This window comes from Stenotrophomonas sp. STEN020, from assembly GCF_056760195.1.
Map to the genome: position 1 here is coordinate 1 of NZ_JBRREI010000081.1, position 15127 is coordinate 15127.

Here is a 15127-nt window from a genome sequence, read left to right on the forward strand (position 1 = left end):
GTGGGGGGCGTTCGTTTTGGGGGGGCCGGCGCGGCTCCTCCACACCTTCTTCCATACCATCGCGGCCTGCCCCCCCGCCCCCCCCCCGCTCCTACAACAAAGCCACTCAAGCGATTCAAACCAACTCCGCCGGCCCCACCACCCGCACGCCCGGCTGCGGATCCAACACCGCCTCCACCAGCGCATCAGCAATCCGCGTGGCCGGATTGATCCGCCACGCGCGCGGCAGCACCGGTGCAAGCGCGTCCAACACCACGCTGGCCAGATGCTCACCGGCACGACGTTCCGCCCGCTCGCCACCAATCAGCCCCGGGCGTACCAAGGTCAACGAAGCAAACCCCAGCGCGCGCAGATCCTGCTCCAGCTGGCCCTTGACCCGGCTGTAGAACACAGGCGAACGCGGATTGGCGCCGGCCGCCGAGTTCAACGCAAACACCTCGCAGCCATTGGCATGTGCCGCCTGCGCGATCGCCAGCGGATAGCCATGGTCAATCTGCTGGAAGGCCTCGCGCGAGCCCGCCTGCTTCATCGTCGAACCCAGCGCACAGATCACCGCGTCCACCTGCCAGCCCTGCGCCACCGTCGCCAGCTGGGCAAAATCCAGTACCGGGTTGAGCAGCTTGGGCTCGGTCCGCACCAGCGCGCGCCGGGTCGGCGCGATCACCCCGCTGCAGCGCGGGTTGGCCAGCAATCGCTGCAATACCTGCGCCCCGACCAGGCCGGTCGCGCCAGCCAGCAATACCCGCATGATGTGCTCCTGTGATCGGCTGCCATTCAAGCCCGCTGCTACCTTGCCGATAATGGGGCTTGGACACCACCTCCGGTTGCGCACAGGCGCCACCACAACCCGCCCGGACCCCTGCGCAATGGCCGACAGCCCCGACGACTCCTCTACCTCCCGCAGCAGCGGGCTGGGCCGTATCCTGTCCCGGCGGTCCGCGCCGCAGGCAGCTGCGGCGGTCGAGGTCGTAGCCAACGGGGGCGGCGGCATGGCGATGCTGCAGCGCTTGTTCATCGGTGCCAACGCACCCGAACCGGTGTTGGCTGCCTTCGCCCAGGGCATGTGCACCCTGCCCGGCGAACTCGGCGACATGGGCCAGCGCCTGCACAGCGCCCACGCCGAACAGGATTGGGAGCGCTACGGCCGCCTGCTGCGGCAGTTGATCGACAAGTACATCCGCACCGTCGAACTGGAAGCCTCCCACACCAGCAACAGCCAGGCCGAGCAGCTGCGCGACATGCTGCGCGACACCCTCGGCGCGGTGCTGGCCAGCCTGATGCAGCAGTCGCCGGAGCTGGAACAGCAGGCCCAGCGCATGGGCGAGGAACTACGCACCTGGCGCAGTGGCCAGCCCTTGCAGCCGGTGGCCATCCATCTGCGCGAGCTCTGCCACCAGGTCGGCGTGCGCAGCAGCAGCCTGCAGGAACAACGCGACCTGCTGCTCAACCTGTTCGACATGCTGTTGGAGAACATCTCCGAACTGCTCGATGGCGAAAGCTGGCTGCAAGGCCAGATCCGCTCGATCCGGCAGCTGCTGGCCGGGCCACTGGACGCCAACTCGCTGGAGCAGACCCGCAACGACCTGCGCGAAGTGATCTACCGGCAAGGGCTGCTGCGCGAAGGCATCGACCAATCCAAGCAGGCGATGAAGGACCTGATGGTGGATTTCGTGCAACAGGTGGACGGCATGGTCACCGAAACCGGCGAATTCCACGATCGCATCGCCAGTTACGCCGTCGCCGTTCGCCAGACCCGCAGCATCTCCGACCTTACCCAGCTGCTGCAGGATGTACTGCAGGACACCGCTCGGGTGCAGGAGCAGGCTGCGCGTGCACGCGACCATCTGGCCAATGCCCGCGCCGAGGCCAAGGCAGCCGAGCAACGCGTGCAGCAACTGGAACGCGAGCTGGAAGAAGCCGGCAGCCAGCTGCGTACCGACCCGCTGACCGGCGCCCTGAACCGCCGCGGCCTGGAGCAGCAGCTGGGCGAGCTGCTGGCCGACCACAGCACGCCACTGAGCCTGGCCATGATCGACCTGGACCACTTCGGCCAGACCAACGCACAGCACGGCCACGCCGGCGGCGATCAGGCCCTGCGCCATCTGGTGGCGGTGACCCAGCAACGCCTGCGCGGTCGCGACTGCATCGCCCGCCTCGGCGGCGACGAATTCGTGCTGGTGTTGCCCGGCCTAAACCGCACCGCAGCACTGGAAACCCTGCAGCAACTGCAGCAGCAGTTGGCGCAGCGCCCGTTCCTGCATGAAGAACAGCGCGTGCAGGTGCGTTTCAGCGCCGGCGTCGCCCAGGCCCAGCCCGGCGAAGCCCTGCAGGCCCTGCTGCAGCGCGCCGACCAGGCCCTGTATGCGGCCAAGCGCGTAGGCCGCAACCAGGTTCTGCCCGCCGCCTGAGCGGCGACAGCAACGACAATCGGCTCACGGCTGTGATATTTGCTGCGCTGGTGCGAATCACCCGGGCATGGACATCACTGCGACCGACCCCATCGCCGAGCTGCAACAACGCTTTGCCCTGCTGCTGGCCCAGCATCAGGGCATCGTGCTCAAGGTCGCGCGCGGTTACTGCGCACAGCGCGACGACCGCAGCGACCTGATCCAGGAAATCAGCACCCAGGCCTGGCGCGCCTTCCCGGCCTTTGATCCGCAGCGCGCACAGTTCAGCACCTGGCTGTACCGCATCGCCTTGAACACCGCCATCTCGCAGCTGCGCAGCCGTGAGCTGCGCCGGCAATACCACAGCGACATAGCGCTGGATGACGATCTGGCCAGCGTTGCCGATAACGCCGAAGACAACGCCAGCCTGGCCCAGCTCAACCAGCTGGTACACCGTTTGCCGGCACTGGATCGGGCCCTGCTGTTGCTTCACCTCGACGACTGCAGCCACCGTGAAATCGGCGAGGTGCTGGGCATCAGCGCCAGCAACGCCGCCACCCGTCTGCATCGGCTTCGCCAACAGCTGCGTAGCCAGTTCGCCCCCGCCTCTGCCCCACCCATCGCCCCCACCTCGCGAGACTGAAAACATGGAACTCGACGAACTCAAAGCCGCCTGGGCAAAGCAGGCGCAACGTATCGACCAGCTGGAGGTTCTGGCCCTGCAGGCATGGCAGCAACCGCGCCAAGCCAGCGTGCAGCGTCGCCTGCGCTGGTTCAGCGGCCTGCAACTGACGTGGCTGCTGGTGTGGATCGTAGTCACCGTGCTGGCTGCAAGCTTCTGGGTTGAACACCGCCAGACGCCACAGCTGTTGCTGACCGGGCTGGCCTTGCACCTCTACGGCATCGCTGCGATCTGGGTATCGATCACCCGTGCCTTGTTGGCGGTACATGCAGATGCTGTCGAGGCACCGGTGCTGGCCCAGCAGCGACGGCTGGCACGCCTACGCCGTTTTACCGCGCTGACCGAGCTTGGCCTGGGCCTGCCGTGGTTCTGCCTATGGCTGCTGGCCCTGCAGTGGGCCTGCGTGCAATGGCTGGGCCTGGACCTGTACGCGATGGCGCCGGTGTGGTTCCTCGCCACCTTGGGCTTCGGCATGGTGATGATGTTGAGTAGTGTTGCGGCGGCGCGCTGGGTGATGCGGCGCTTGCCGGCAAGCCATCGTTTGCAGCAACTGCTGGACAACCTGTCCGGGCAATCACTGGCCCGCGCGCAGCAGCAGTTGCGGGAGTTGGAGCAGGGCCTGCAGTGAATCTGTAGCTGTTTTGTGGGAGCGGCGTCAGCCGCGAAGCTAGCAATCTTTCAGATAGCGCAAATGCCGGCACCATGGCTGATGCCTGAAGCATTGCCTGCTTCGCGGCTTACGCCGCTCCCACAATAAAGGCAACGAAGCTGCGCTTAGTGCGCAGCTTTCGCACCACGCATACGCTGGATCAGGGTCACCACGGTCAGCACCACCGCACCGATGATGATGCCCACCACCATGCTGCCCAGTGCATTGGCCAGCCATTCCAGATTGGCCGGTGCCAACCCGACCACGAAGTGGTGCAGGGCTGGAATCGCGTGGACCAGGATGCCGCCGCCAACCAGGAACATTGCCGCAGTGCCGGCAACCGACAGGCCGCGCATCAGCCACGGTGTGGCGTACAGCAGGCCGCGTCCAAACGCAGCCAGTGCGCGGCCCTTGTCCAGCAACCAGGCGCCGATGTCATCCAGCTTGACGATGCCAGCGACCAAGCCATAGACGAACACCGTCATGCCCAGTGCAATGGCGATCAAGGTGGCAACCTGCTGGCTGAAAGGCGCATGCGAGATCACCCCCAACGACAGCACGATGATCTCCGCCGACAGGATGAAATCGGTGCGCACCGCGCCCTTGATCTTGTCCTTCTCGAACGCGACCAGATCCACCTTTTCATCTGCCATGGCCTTCAGACGCTCGGCCTTGTGCGCCTCGTCCTCGTCCTTGGAATGCAGGAACTTGTGCGCCAGTTTTTCCACGCCTTCATAGCAGAGGAAGGCACCGCCGATCATCATCAGCGGGGTGATCGCCCACGGCAGCCATGCGCTGATCGCCAAGGCCGCCGGCACCAGGATCGCCTTGTTGACCAGTGAGCCCTTGGCCACCGCCCACACCACCGGCAACTCACGGTTGGCATTGACGCCGGTCACCTGCTGCGCGTTCAAGGCCAGATCGTCACCGAGCACGCCAGCGGTCTTCTTGGCAGCGACCTTGGTGAGAATGGAGACGTCATCCAGCAACGCGGCAATATCGTCGAGCAGGGCAAACAGGCTGGCTCCAGCCATGGGTCACCGTAAGGTCATAGGACAGGGGAAGGGAGGATTCTCACTCATTCGCGCCCCATCCGGTGCACAACGGCGCGTATTCACCCATCTCCAACCCGGCAACAGCCACACTGCAGGCTCGGCCGCCAGGAAGACCCCCGCTTGATGGACCCGACCTACAGCGACAGCCCGACCACCGTCGGTGGCATCAGCCGGCGCCAGCAGATCGTGCGTCTGCTGCTGCGCTACCGCCACTCCGGGGTGTTCTCCGGCATTTCGCTGGATGGCGAGATCCCGCGCCTGGGCAAGCCACCGGCCGCCGGCAACCCGACCCAGTTCGTAGCGGATCTGGAGGCGCTGGGCACTACCTTCGTCAAACTCGGACAGGTGCTGTCGACCCGACCGGACATGATTCCACCCGAGTACGTGGCCGCGCTTGAGCGCATGCAGGAGAAGGTCGCGCCGATCCCGGTGGAGCAGATCCGTGCGGTGATCGAGGATGATCTGGGCGCGCCGGTCAGCAAGTTGTTTGCCTGGTTCGACCCGCAACCGCTGGGCAGCGCCTCCATCGCCCAGGTCCACCAGGCCGAGCTGCACGATGGCCGGCAGGTCGCCATCAAGGTGCAGAAGCCCGATATCGCCGCCCAATTACGTTCGGATATCGGTGTGCTGCGCAGCTTCGCCACCGCCGCCGATCACCTGACCCGGGTCGGTCGCAAGGTGCGCTTCTCTGATTGGCTGGGCGAGTTCGCCAAGACCCTGCGGATGGAGCTGGACTACGAGGCCGAGGCTGCCAACCTGGCGCGCTTCGGCCAGCACCTTGCACCGTACCCCGAACTGTGGATCCCGCAGCCAGTGTGGGACCTGTGCGGCCGCCGCGTGCTGACCATGGAACTGGTGCAAGGCGTGCGGGTGGATGCGATCCCACCGGTGCGCCGCACCGAACAATCAATGGTGCCGCTGGCTGCCGCACTGGTGCGCGGTTATCTGGACCAGATCTTCGTGCATGGCGAAATCCATGCCGACCCGCATCCCGGCAATCTGCGCGTCACCCCAGAGGGCCAGCTGGCGATCTTCGACCTCGGCATGGTCGCGCATGTGCCACCGCGCCTGCGCCAGCGCCTGCTGAAGGTATTGTTCGCCGCAGTGGATGGCCGCGGCGAGGAAGTGGCCGACGAAATCATCGGCATCAGCACCCGCCTGGAGGACTACGACGAGGAACGTTATCTGCGCGAGACCGGGCAGATGATTGCCCGCTACGCCGCCAACGGCACCTTGTCCGAAGGCCATGTGGTGCTGGAGATCGTGCGCATCGCAACTTCCAGCAACCTGCGCACGCCACCGGAGCTGAGCCTGCTCGGCAAGGCTCTGCTCAACCTCGAAGGCGTGTGCCGCTTCCTGGCGCCGGAGATGGAGACGCGGAAAGTCGTCGAACGGCAGCTGCAGCATGTGATGCGTGCGCACTTCCGCAAGTCGTTCTCGGCAGCAAACCTGGCCAGCGAGGCGATGGAACTGCAGCAGCTGCTGCGCAACGGCCCGCGCCGCATGTCCGACATTCTCAGCGTGCTGGCCGAGAACCGGCTGCAGATGAAGGTCACCGGGCTGGACGAATCGCGGCTGATGGAAAACATCCAGAAAGTGGCCAACCGCATTGCCGCCGGCTTGATCACGGCAGCATTGCTGTTGTCCTCGACGTTGTTGATGCGGGTACCAACGCAATGGACGCTGTTTGGCTATCCAGCATTCGCAATGCTGCTGTTCCTGCTGGGTGTATTCATCGGCCTTGGGCTGATCGTCAGCTCAATGCTGTTTGATCGGCGCACCAGAGCACGCGCACGCGAAGAACGCGGCCACCGCTGAGCGTAGATGCGGCATCTGCAGCGCGAAAGTGCAGTGAACCCGGGAGCTCGCAGGACAGGCTCCCACGCAACGGAAAAGCAGGTGCACACAAACCTTGATCCTGCACAAGCAGACACATGCTGCAATCCTTCGATGACTTCGAATCCCGGTTGCGCGTCCAATTTCATGGCAGCGTGAGCAATGACAACAAAAGTTGCCAGCCGCTGAAATCAGGCCAAAAAGCACACTCTCTCACCGCAAATCACAGCACTCAGCGGCAACATCCATGGCACGCAACTGATGATGAACGCAGCTGCGCTGTCTCAACATTTCAGTCAGGTTACGGCAGGCAAGATCCAGATGCTTCTGCCATAGCACTGAAACAACAGTGTGTAGAGCGATGACGGCGCAGGCCGTCGCCCCTGTATCCGCTACCCACGTGACCGCATGCATTGGATCATCTGGCTGTCTCTGGCAGCACTATTTGTATTGTTGATGTTGTCACCCACCTTGGCGCGCTTGAAGGCTGGCCTGTTGTCACTGCTGCTGTTGGCACTGAGCAGCTGGTGGTTGATAGATAAGCTGAGCGGTGATGGCATCAACTCGGCCACCCTGTACCACCTCCGCAGCGACATGGAAGGCGCCGGCGTCGGTGACTTCAGCGCCTACATCATTGGCTTCATCGGCCTGGTCATCATCTCGCTGACCCCGCTGCTGTTGCTGCGCGTGCGTCGTCTGCAACGCCCCCGTCACGGCGTGGCGGTGTTCGGCGGCTTTGCCGCACTGTTGCTGACAACGCTGATGCTCAGCCCACTGTATGCCGATGGAAAACGCATCTATCTGCAGATGCAGCCGGTGGACTACAGCACGGTGGCACCGGAGTACCAGTTGCCATCAAAGCCGCTGGCGCAGCACCCCAACATCGTCTGGATCTACGGCGAGAGTCTGGAACGCACCTATTTCAACGAAGACGTGTTCCCCGGGCTGATGCCCAACCTGACCCGGCTGGCCGGCGAAGGTCTGGATTTCCGCAACATCGCTTCCGCCGATGGCAGCGGCTGGACCATCGCCGGCCTGGTGTCGTCGATGTGTGGCGTGCCGCTGACCACCGCACAGGGCGATGAGAACAGCATGGGACGAATGGGGCGATTCCTGCCTGAAGCCTTCTGTCTTGGCGATTATCTTAAGCAGCAGGGCTATAGCAATCACTATCTGGGCGGTGCCAACGGGCAGTTCGCAGCCAAGGCCGACTTCCTCAACTCGCACGGCTTCGACGACGTGCGCGATCTTGAATGGTTCCAGCAGCAGAACATTGCCAAGCGCCATTTCTCCAATTGGGGCGTGCACGATGACGTGCTGCTGGAGCGCGCCTACGAACGCTTCCTTGAACTGTCCGAGCGTGGCCAGCCCTTCATGCTGACCGCACTGACCATGGATACCCACCACCCGGCGGGACACCTGCCGGTTGCCTGCAAGAACACACGCTACCGCAGCGCGCACGGCAACATCGGCCTGCTCAATGCGCTCAAATGCAGTGATCGCTTGATCTCGCGTCTGGTCGATCGCATCCGCAGCAGCCAGTTCGCCGACAACACCTTGGTGGTGGTGGCCTCCGATCATCTGGCCATGCCCAATGACCTGAGCCATGTATTGGAGAAGCAGAAGCGCGAGAACCTGTTGCTGTTCCTTGGCAACAAGCTGCAGCCGCGGCAGATCAGCATCGCCGCGGGCACCACCCTGGATTCAGGCGCCACCGCCTTGCAGCTTCTGGACCCAGCGATCGATGCGATTGGCTTTGGTCGCTCGCTGCTGAGGCCGACACCTGCGGCCAGTGCCAGCGTAGCGGCAACCAATGGTGATACGAGGAGCTACGCACGCTATAGCGCATTTGCACGTTCGCTGTGGCTGGGCAAGCAGACCCGCATGCTGCGACTGGATGACGATCAGGTGCTGGTTGGCGTGCAGAAGGTGCAGCCACCTGTATTGCTTGAGTACGACCAGCAGTGGGATTTGAAATCGGTGTACCTGGAGAACACTTCGCGCAAATTCGAGGAGGCCGATCCGCAGCACCGTCTGGCCTATGTCGATCGCTGCACCGCGTTTGAAGATGGTTCGGCCGATGGCCAATGGTGCGCATTGCTGCTCGATAGCGATCAGGGCATGCGTCTTTACCGCGATGCGCAGCTGCGCCGTGGCATCGCCGTGGATGCGCCCCTGCAGGCCTTCAGCGGGCCGCGCCCGAGCGTGCGTCAGTCACGCATGATCAGCCGCCAGCCGCGTCAGACCAGCCCCGGCCAATACGTGCTGGAGCTGTATGCCGCGCAGCGTCCGCAGCGCGGCTTCTGGGTGGAAGCGGTGGCATCCAAGCGCAATGTGGTGGTGGCACAGCAATGGGTACAGCCCGATAGCGAAGGCCGCATCCGCATGCCGCTGGGCGTGGACCAGGAGATCGATGATCTGGAGATCCGCGCCTGGCTCAATCATGCCGAACAGTTGGCGGTCGACGACTATGCGCTGGTGCTGACCAGTGGTCATCCTAGGTCGTGATGAAGCGCTTGTAGGAGCGGCGTCAGCCGCGAAGCTGGCAATGCTGCAATCGCTATTGCAACCGCAATCTGGCGGACCATCAGCATCGCGGCTGACGCCGCTCCTACAAATCACCGGTAAAGCCCCTGCCGAGCATGGCTCGGCACTACGGATCGCGTACCAGATGGATGTCGGTCGGGGTGGACAGCGCTATGCCGGCGGCGGCGGTCTGTTCCAGCAAGGCAAACAGCACTTCGCTGCGGGTGCCGTATACATTGCGCGAAGACGACACGTAGGCAAGGCTGTTCACCGCCACCTGGCCGCCACTGATCGAATCGATGAAGAACGACGGTGCCGGGTCGATCAGCACCGTTTCATTGGCTGCATAGATCCCCAGCAACAAGGTCCGCAGCTTGCCCATGTCGGTGCCCAGCGGTACCGAGAACTGCACCTGGATGCGGCCCAGTGCATTGGCCATGGTCATGTTGCGGATGGTCTTGGTGATCAGTTCCGAGTTGGGCACGATCAAGGTGGAGCGGTCGCTGACCTGGATCTCGGTCGAACGCACCGAGATACGACGGATATCACCTTCCTGGTCACCGATCTTGACCCAGTCGCCAATCTTCACCGGGCGCTCAGCCAGCAGGATCAGGCCGGAGACGAAGTTCTGGGTGATCGCCTGCAGACCGAAACCGATACCCACCGACAAGGCGCTGGCCAGCAAGGCCACCTTCTCAAAACCAATGCCCAGCGCGGCCAAGGCCCATAGCGCAGCCAGCACGATGCCGAGGTAGTGCGCCACGGTGCTGATCGAATTGCGTGCACCGATATCCAACTCGGTCTTGGGCAGATAGGTATCCACCAGCCAGCGCTGCACCACCCGCATCAGAGTCAGGCCCAAGGCCAGCACCAGCACCGCGCTGAAGATCGAACTAGGCGTCAGCAGGCTGCCGCCGATCTTGATGCCGGCAGACAAACGTTCCAGCCACCCATACAGGGCGCTGACATTGCCGAACGGCGCAACAAAGGCGGTGATGCCCAGCATCACCAACGCAACCCGTGAGACAGCCGACAGCAATACCCCGGCCTGCTCAAGGCGACTGGCCGACAGACCGGTGGACAGCCGCAGCATGCGCCCTGCCGCGCTCTCTGGTGCCAACAGCCACAATGCGAAGTCGTCGGCAAAGCGGGTCAGCAAGGTGGTCGCCAGCACGATCACCGTGCCCCACACCATCTGCTGTGCAGTGAACATGGCGAAGTTGAGGTAGCCCAGCAAGGTCGCCACCAGTGCGGCGAAGATGCTCAGGTAGCCGCCCAGTCGCGCCACGATCAGCCAGCCGCTGCGTGGTGCGCGCGGCGAGCGGCCGCTGCTGGTGTTCTCTGCTTCGGCCTGTGCCGCCTCGGCTGCGCGGCGTCGATGCAGGCCTGCCAGCGTGGCCAGCATGCTCATGATCAACACCACGTAGGTCAGTGCGATCAGACCATCCAGGGTCACCGTACCCACCGCCGAGGTACGCGCGGCGCGATTGACCTCACGCAGCAGCATGGTCAACCAGGTCAGGCTGGCAGCGCCCCAGGCAAAGCGGCGCAGGCGGGCGGCGGCGACATCATCGATATCCAGTAGCCGCCAGGTCGGCCGCGACGGCACCAGCAGGCTGGCCGCCACGGCGCCGATGAAGGCGGCGACAAAGGTGGCAGCAATGAAGGTATTGGCCACCGATTCCAGGCGCGGCGCAATCGCATCGATTGCCTGCAGGCTGGCTATCAGCACCGTGGCGGCAAGCCCCGGCAGCAAGGTACCGACCAGCAGCAACCACACCGCCAGACCGGTGCGGCGCAGGCGGCCATCCGGGGCGCGCTCGGACGCCGCATAACGACGGCCAAGGTGGCGCAACCAGATGCGCAGCGGGAACAGCAGCAACAAGGCCAGCGAGGCACCCAGCAGCGGCATGCCCCAGCCCTGCTTGTCGGCCGCTTTCAGCAACGCACTGCTGGCCTGCCGGTACAACGACTGGAAGCGCGCGAAATCGTCTGGCACGTGCTCACCAAACTCGCGCCACAGTGCCGGCGACAACGGGGAGGCAACCTTGCGACCCAGTTGCTCGCCGAATTGCTGGGCGCGCATCTTCTCGATGGACTCGCTGGCCTGCTTGGCGTCCTCGGCCAGCAACTTGCCGCGCTTGATGTCGGCATCGATCTGACTGCGCTGCTGGTCCAGCAGCTTGCGCTGGCGGGCGATACCGGCGTCTTCGCCGCCCTCGGGCGCCGGCCCAAGCTGTTCGATGCGGGCATCGAGCTGGGTTAGCTGCGGCTGCAGCGCGGCGACGCTGGCCTCGGCCTCGCGTTGCGCCTGGCTGGCGCGTTCGGCCAGGGTTTTCAGGGTTTCCGGTGCATCGGCATCGTTGACCGCACGCTTGACCGCCGCGACCGTGCGCGAGGCCTGCTCGATACGCGCCTGCGGGCTCTGATCGGCGGCAATACCATCCGGCGCCGCCCAGGCCGCGCCACTGGCGCCCAGACCACCCAAGGCCACCAGAACAACCAACAACAATGCGCGCAGCGGGCGTGAAAAACGTTGAGCAAGCAAGGGCAGACACCGGATCGCGCGGACCACCGCGCCTGCGCGAACTATATGTCAGCGCGCGCCAACATCCTGCGAAACAGCGCCGGCATCTCAGTACTTGAGCGCCAACTCGGCGATATGGCTGCGGTTGAGCTCGTAGATTTCCTGGAACTCTTCCTCGGTGAGCTCATCCGGGGCATACACCGCCACCTGCTCCCACTGCTGGTGGGTCGGCAGCGGCTGGCGGGGCCCTGCCCGCAACGAGAAGCCATGCCCTTCGTACTCGACTACCTCAGGCACCTGTTCCCAACGCTCGCGCGCATAGCGGTTCTGCCCTTTGAGCAGGATCACGACAAACATGGCGGACTCCCGTCTACGGATGGCAGCAGCCTAGCGCAGCCATGTTTGCCCGGCGCGAAGAACCTGCCGTATCTGAATGCAGGAGTGCCGACAACGGCGAAACAACCTCCCGGGCACAACCACTTAACCAGTGCTGCCCTATAGCTGCACTCCCGGCGCAGCAATCTGCGCGAACGCCGATGAGGTCATCCATGAGTCAACACCCTCCCCTTGCCACCGTCCCGAACGTAGACCTGCAGCGCTACCTGGGCATCTGGTACGAAGTAGCCCGCCTGCCGATCCGCTTCGAGCCCGCAGACGCCACCGACGTCACCGCCCACTACTCGCTCAACGAGGATGGCAGCGTACGTGTGCAGAACCGCTGCCTGCGCGGCGACAAGCTGGAGGAAGCCATCGGCCAGGCCAAGCCGATCGATGACAGCAACAGCAAGCTGGAGGTCAGCTTCCTGCCCGAGGGCCTGCGCTGGATCCCCTTCAGCAAGGGCGACTACTGGATCATGCAGCTGGACGCGACCTACACCACCGCCCTGGTCGGCAGCCCCGACCGCAAATACCTGTGGCTGCTGGCGCGCCTGCCGCAGATGGATGCCGCCACCCGCGATCACTACATCGCTTACGCACAGCAGCAGGGCTTTGATATCTCGGCATTGATCCACACCCCGCATACCGGCCATCCCACCGCCTGAGCAGGTTCTGACAGCCTTCGTTCAAGCCTTTTCTGGTAGCGTCCAAGTTGCCAAACCATCACGGTGCGGCCCCCGTACCGGAGCACCTGCAACATGATCCGCACATCCCTGATCGCCGCCTTACTGTTGGCCCCCGCCGTTGCCATGGCGCAGGATGATGCTGGCAGCGCGACCGGCGGGCTGGATCTGAGCGTGCCGCAGGCACCGCTGCGTTACCTCGGCGAAACCTACAAGGGCGACGCGCCAGGCACCTATTACGGCGACCACAGCGGTCGCGGGCTGGCCAAGAAAGACAGTCCGGGTGCCCAGGTGATGGACGACAAGCTGCAGGTACACGGCGCGGTCAGCGCCGGCATCGGCTATTCCAAGGCCTACGGCAACAGCAATTGGCAGGCCGTGGACCTGAATCTGGGCAAAAACTACAACACCGACGAGGGCGAGAGCCGTCGGGTGAACCTGAACATCCACCTCAGCAAGAGCGAGGGCGCTGGCCCTTATGGCTACGGCCCGGGTCCGGGCTTCGGCCCCGGCCCCTGGGGCGGCTGGTAAGCCGCCCACACGCTGCCTATCAGCGGCTGATAAGCCCGCACCACGCCACTCTCGGCGGCTGGTAAGCCCATCCCGCACCGCTTAGCGGCCGGCGTGCATCCACAGGCAATCCAGCGCGTCCAGCGCGATATGCACCAGCAGGCCGATGCCGAACAGGCGGGTGCGTTTGGGCAGGGTCAAACCCGCATAGAGCACGATGGCCGGCGTGGTATGCAGCGGATGGAAGCCGATGCTGCAGCGGCCGGGGGCGTAGATCGGGTCGGCCAGCAGGTGGTCCAGATCGATCACCCAGCCCAGCAGCAGCAACATCCAGGCCTTGCCGAACTGCGGCCGCCAGAACAGCCAGGCCAGCAAGGCCGGCACTGCCACATGCAGGCACAGGTGCAGGATCGCGCGTGAATTCATTCCCGGCCAGCCAACGACAACGCGGCAGACCGGGCCCGGATGGACGGCGCGGGAACGGGGACGTGAGGGTGCATACGGGCGGACTTTGCTGAACCAGCCCCGATTGTAGGCTGGGGCCCCGCCGGTGCGGCGTTACACTATGCCCCCGCCGGCATCTCCGCCGCGGTGGTTCCGGAGTGGCAATGATCAACAACGACGTACTGCGCAGCATCCGCTACATGCTCGACCTCAGCGACAGCATGGTGGTGGACACCATTCACCTGGCCGATTCCAACTTTGAAGTGGATGCGGCACAGGTGCACGATTTCCTGCGCAAGGACGACGAGCCGTTGTTTGAAGCCTGCCCGGACGAGGTGTTGGCGCGCTTCCTGGACGGCCTGATCTACCACTACCGTGGCCGCGACGAATCGCAGCCGCAGCGTCCGCCGGAAAAGCGCATCACCAACAACATCGTGTTGAAGAAGCTGCGCGTGGCCTTCGAGCTGAAGGACGTGGACATGCACACGATCTTCGAGGCCGCTGGCTTCCCGATGTCCAAGCCGGAGCTGTCGGCACTGTTCCGCCAGCCGGACCACAAGAACTACCGCGAATGCGGGGACCAGGCCCTGCGCAACTTCCTCAAGGGCCTGACCCAGCGCGTACGCCCGGCGTAAGACGCTGAGACCGCTTCCTTGTGGGAGCGGCGTAAGCCGCGAAGCTGACAATGCATGCGCGCCGGAGATTCTCTTCGGCCGATATGGCGTTGACTGCTGCTTCGAAGAGGTTTGTGGCTTCGCGGCTGACGCCGCTCCTGCAAAAGCCACGCGGCCTGACGCTTACAGAATCCGGTAAACCCGCGCCTTCGGCAGGTCTTCGTCGACCTGCAGAAACCAGCGCCCGGCGATGCCGGGAATCACTTCGATTTCCGGTGACTGCAAGGTAGTGCGCAGGCGCATCTGGCCTTTGAGCACCTTCCATTGCTGGCCATTGGCCAGCACGAATACCGTGCCAGGTTCCCAGCCCTCGACCGTTCCCTGCACGCTGCTATGCACTGGCCCTTCTTCCAGGCCGATCTGCATGGGTGCCGGTGTGGGCTGCTGCGGGCTTGCTGCGACCACCGGGGTGGTTTCGCTAAGCATGCGGTTGAGCAGTTGCAGCTGCTGCGTGCTCAAACCGACCTGCTGAAGTTGCTCGGCGCTCAGGCGCTGCTCAAGTGGCAGGTAGTCGCGCTGCTGGCTCCAGGCCAGCGGGGTTGTCGACAACAGCATTGCGGCGAGCAGCAGGCGGGTTTTCATTCTCAAGGTCCTTCCGGCCGGTGCCGGTTGAGGCGCACTTTGCTGCAGTTTGGTTGCAGTGGTGTTACATGAAGCAGAGCAAGAGCTTGCCCTCACCCCAACCCCTCTCCCGCAGGCGGGAGAGGGGCGTCAAGCGCAAACCAAAACCAAAACCAAAACCAAAGCCAAAGCCAGAGCCAAAGCTAAGGCGAAGG

Annotated in this window: 14 protein-coding genes; 8 read left to right on the forward strand and 6 right to left on the reverse strand. The window is 64.1% G+C overall.

Features of this window, described 5'->3' with window-relative positions:
- Positions 1–115: 115 nt before the first annotated feature.
- Positions 116–748 carry an NAD-dependent epimerase/dehydratase family protein gene (locus ACVOLZ_RS20955; protein ID WP_481517804.1) on the reverse strand — a complete coding sequence of 211 codons (633 nt, stop codon included), beginning with the start codon at positions 746–748 and terminating at the stop codon, positions 116–118.
- A gap of 118 nt (positions 749–866) precedes the next feature.
- On the opposite strand from ACVOLZ_RS20955, the gene ACVOLZ_RS20960 reads away from it, so the two are divergent.
- From ACVOLZ_RS20960 to ACVOLZ_RS20970, 3 genes are all read left to right on the forward strand, one after another.
- Complete coding sequence (locus tag ACVOLZ_RS20960; protein WP_481517805.1) at positions 867–2408, forward strand: GGDEF domain-containing protein; 1542 nt, start codon at positions 867–869, stop codon at positions 2406–2408.
- Between the two features lie 67 nt (positions 2409–2475).
- Complete coding sequence (locus ACVOLZ_RS20965) at positions 2476–3030, forward strand: RNA polymerase sigma factor (RefSeq protein ID WP_481517806.1); 555 nt, start codon at positions 2476–2478, stop codon at positions 3028–3030.
- Between the two features lie 4 nt (positions 3031–3034).
- A complete protein-coding gene (locus ACVOLZ_RS20970; RefSeq protein ID WP_481517807.1) occupies positions 3035–3697 on the forward strand; it encodes a hypothetical protein in 663 nt (220 codons plus the stop codon).
- Positions 3698–3843: 146 nt separating this feature from the next.
- Here the strand turns inward: ACVOLZ_RS20970 and ACVOLZ_RS20975 are convergent, their stop codons facing one another.
- Positions 3844–4752 (reverse strand): DUF808 domain-containing protein, encoded by a 909-nt coding sequence (locus tag ACVOLZ_RS20975; RefSeq protein WP_481517808.1) that lies wholly within the window; start codon positions 4750–4752, stop codon positions 3844–3846.
- 144 nt (positions 4753–4896) lie between these two features.
- Here ACVOLZ_RS20975 and ACVOLZ_RS20980 point away from each other — a divergent pair, with 144 nt between their 5' ends.
- Together ACVOLZ_RS20980 and ACVOLZ_RS20985 are read left to right on the forward strand one after the other, a co-directional pair.
- Positions 4897–6591, forward strand: coding sequence for an ABC1 kinase family protein (locus tag ACVOLZ_RS20980; RefSeq protein ID WP_481517809.1), 1695 nt, complete (start codon positions 4897–4899; stop codon positions 6589–6591).
- A gap of 426 nt (positions 6592–7017) precedes the next feature.
- Positions 7018–9117 (forward strand): phosphoglycerol transferase I, encoded by a 2100-nt coding sequence (locus tag ACVOLZ_RS20985; RefSeq protein WP_481517810.1) that lies wholly within the window; start codon positions 7018–7020, stop codon positions 9115–9117.
- Between the two features lie 145 nt (positions 9118–9262).
- Here the strand turns inward: ACVOLZ_RS20985 and ACVOLZ_RS20990 are convergent, their stop codons facing one another.
- Both ACVOLZ_RS20990 and ACVOLZ_RS20995 read right to left on the reverse strand, forming a co-directional pair.
- Positions 9263–11683, reverse strand: coding sequence for a DUF3772 domain-containing protein (locus tag ACVOLZ_RS20990; protein WP_481517811.1), 2421 nt, complete (start codon positions 11681–11683; stop codon positions 9263–9265).
- A gap of 87 nt (positions 11684–11770) precedes the next feature.
- A complete protein-coding gene (locus tag ACVOLZ_RS20995; RefSeq protein WP_481517812.1) occupies positions 11771–12019 on the reverse strand; it encodes a hypothetical protein in 249 nt (82 codons plus the stop codon).
- Between the two features lie 191 nt (positions 12020–12210).
- Here ACVOLZ_RS20995 and ACVOLZ_RS21000 point away from each other — a divergent pair, with 191 nt between their 5' ends.
- Positions 12211–12705, forward strand: coding sequence for a lipocalin family protein (locus ACVOLZ_RS21000; protein ID WP_481517813.1), 495 nt, complete (start codon positions 12211–12213; stop codon positions 12703–12705).
- A gap of 93 nt (positions 12706–12798) precedes the next feature.
- The gene (locus tag ACVOLZ_RS21005) at positions 12799–13254 is read left to right on the forward strand and encodes a hypothetical protein (protein WP_481517814.1); all 456 of its coding nucleotides are present in this window, start codon (positions 12799–12801) and stop codon (positions 13252–13254) included.
- Positions 13255–13335: 81 nt separating this feature from the next.
- Here the strand turns inward: ACVOLZ_RS21005 and ACVOLZ_RS21010 are convergent, their stop codons facing one another.
- Positions 13336–13659: a DUF6122 family protein gene (locus tag ACVOLZ_RS21010; protein WP_481517815.1), complete on the reverse strand. Its 324-nt coding sequence runs from the start codon at positions 13657–13659 to the stop codon at positions 13336–13338.
- A 182-nt stretch (positions 13660–13841) separates the two neighbouring features.
- On the opposite strand from ACVOLZ_RS21010, the gene ACVOLZ_RS21015 reads away from it, so the two are divergent.
- A complete protein-coding gene (locus ACVOLZ_RS21015) occupies positions 13842–14312 on the forward strand; it encodes a YehS family protein (RefSeq protein WP_481517816.1) in 471 nt (156 codons plus the stop codon).
- A 162-nt stretch (positions 14313–14474) separates the two neighbouring features.
- Here ACVOLZ_RS21015 and ACVOLZ_RS21020 read toward each other — a convergent pair whose 3' ends face one another.
- Positions 14475–14933 carry a hypothetical protein gene (locus tag ACVOLZ_RS21020; RefSeq protein ID WP_481517817.1) on the reverse strand — a complete coding sequence of 153 codons (459 nt, stop codon included), beginning with the start codon at positions 14931–14933 and terminating at the stop codon, positions 14475–14477.
- Positions 14934–15127: the final 194 nt, after the last annotated feature.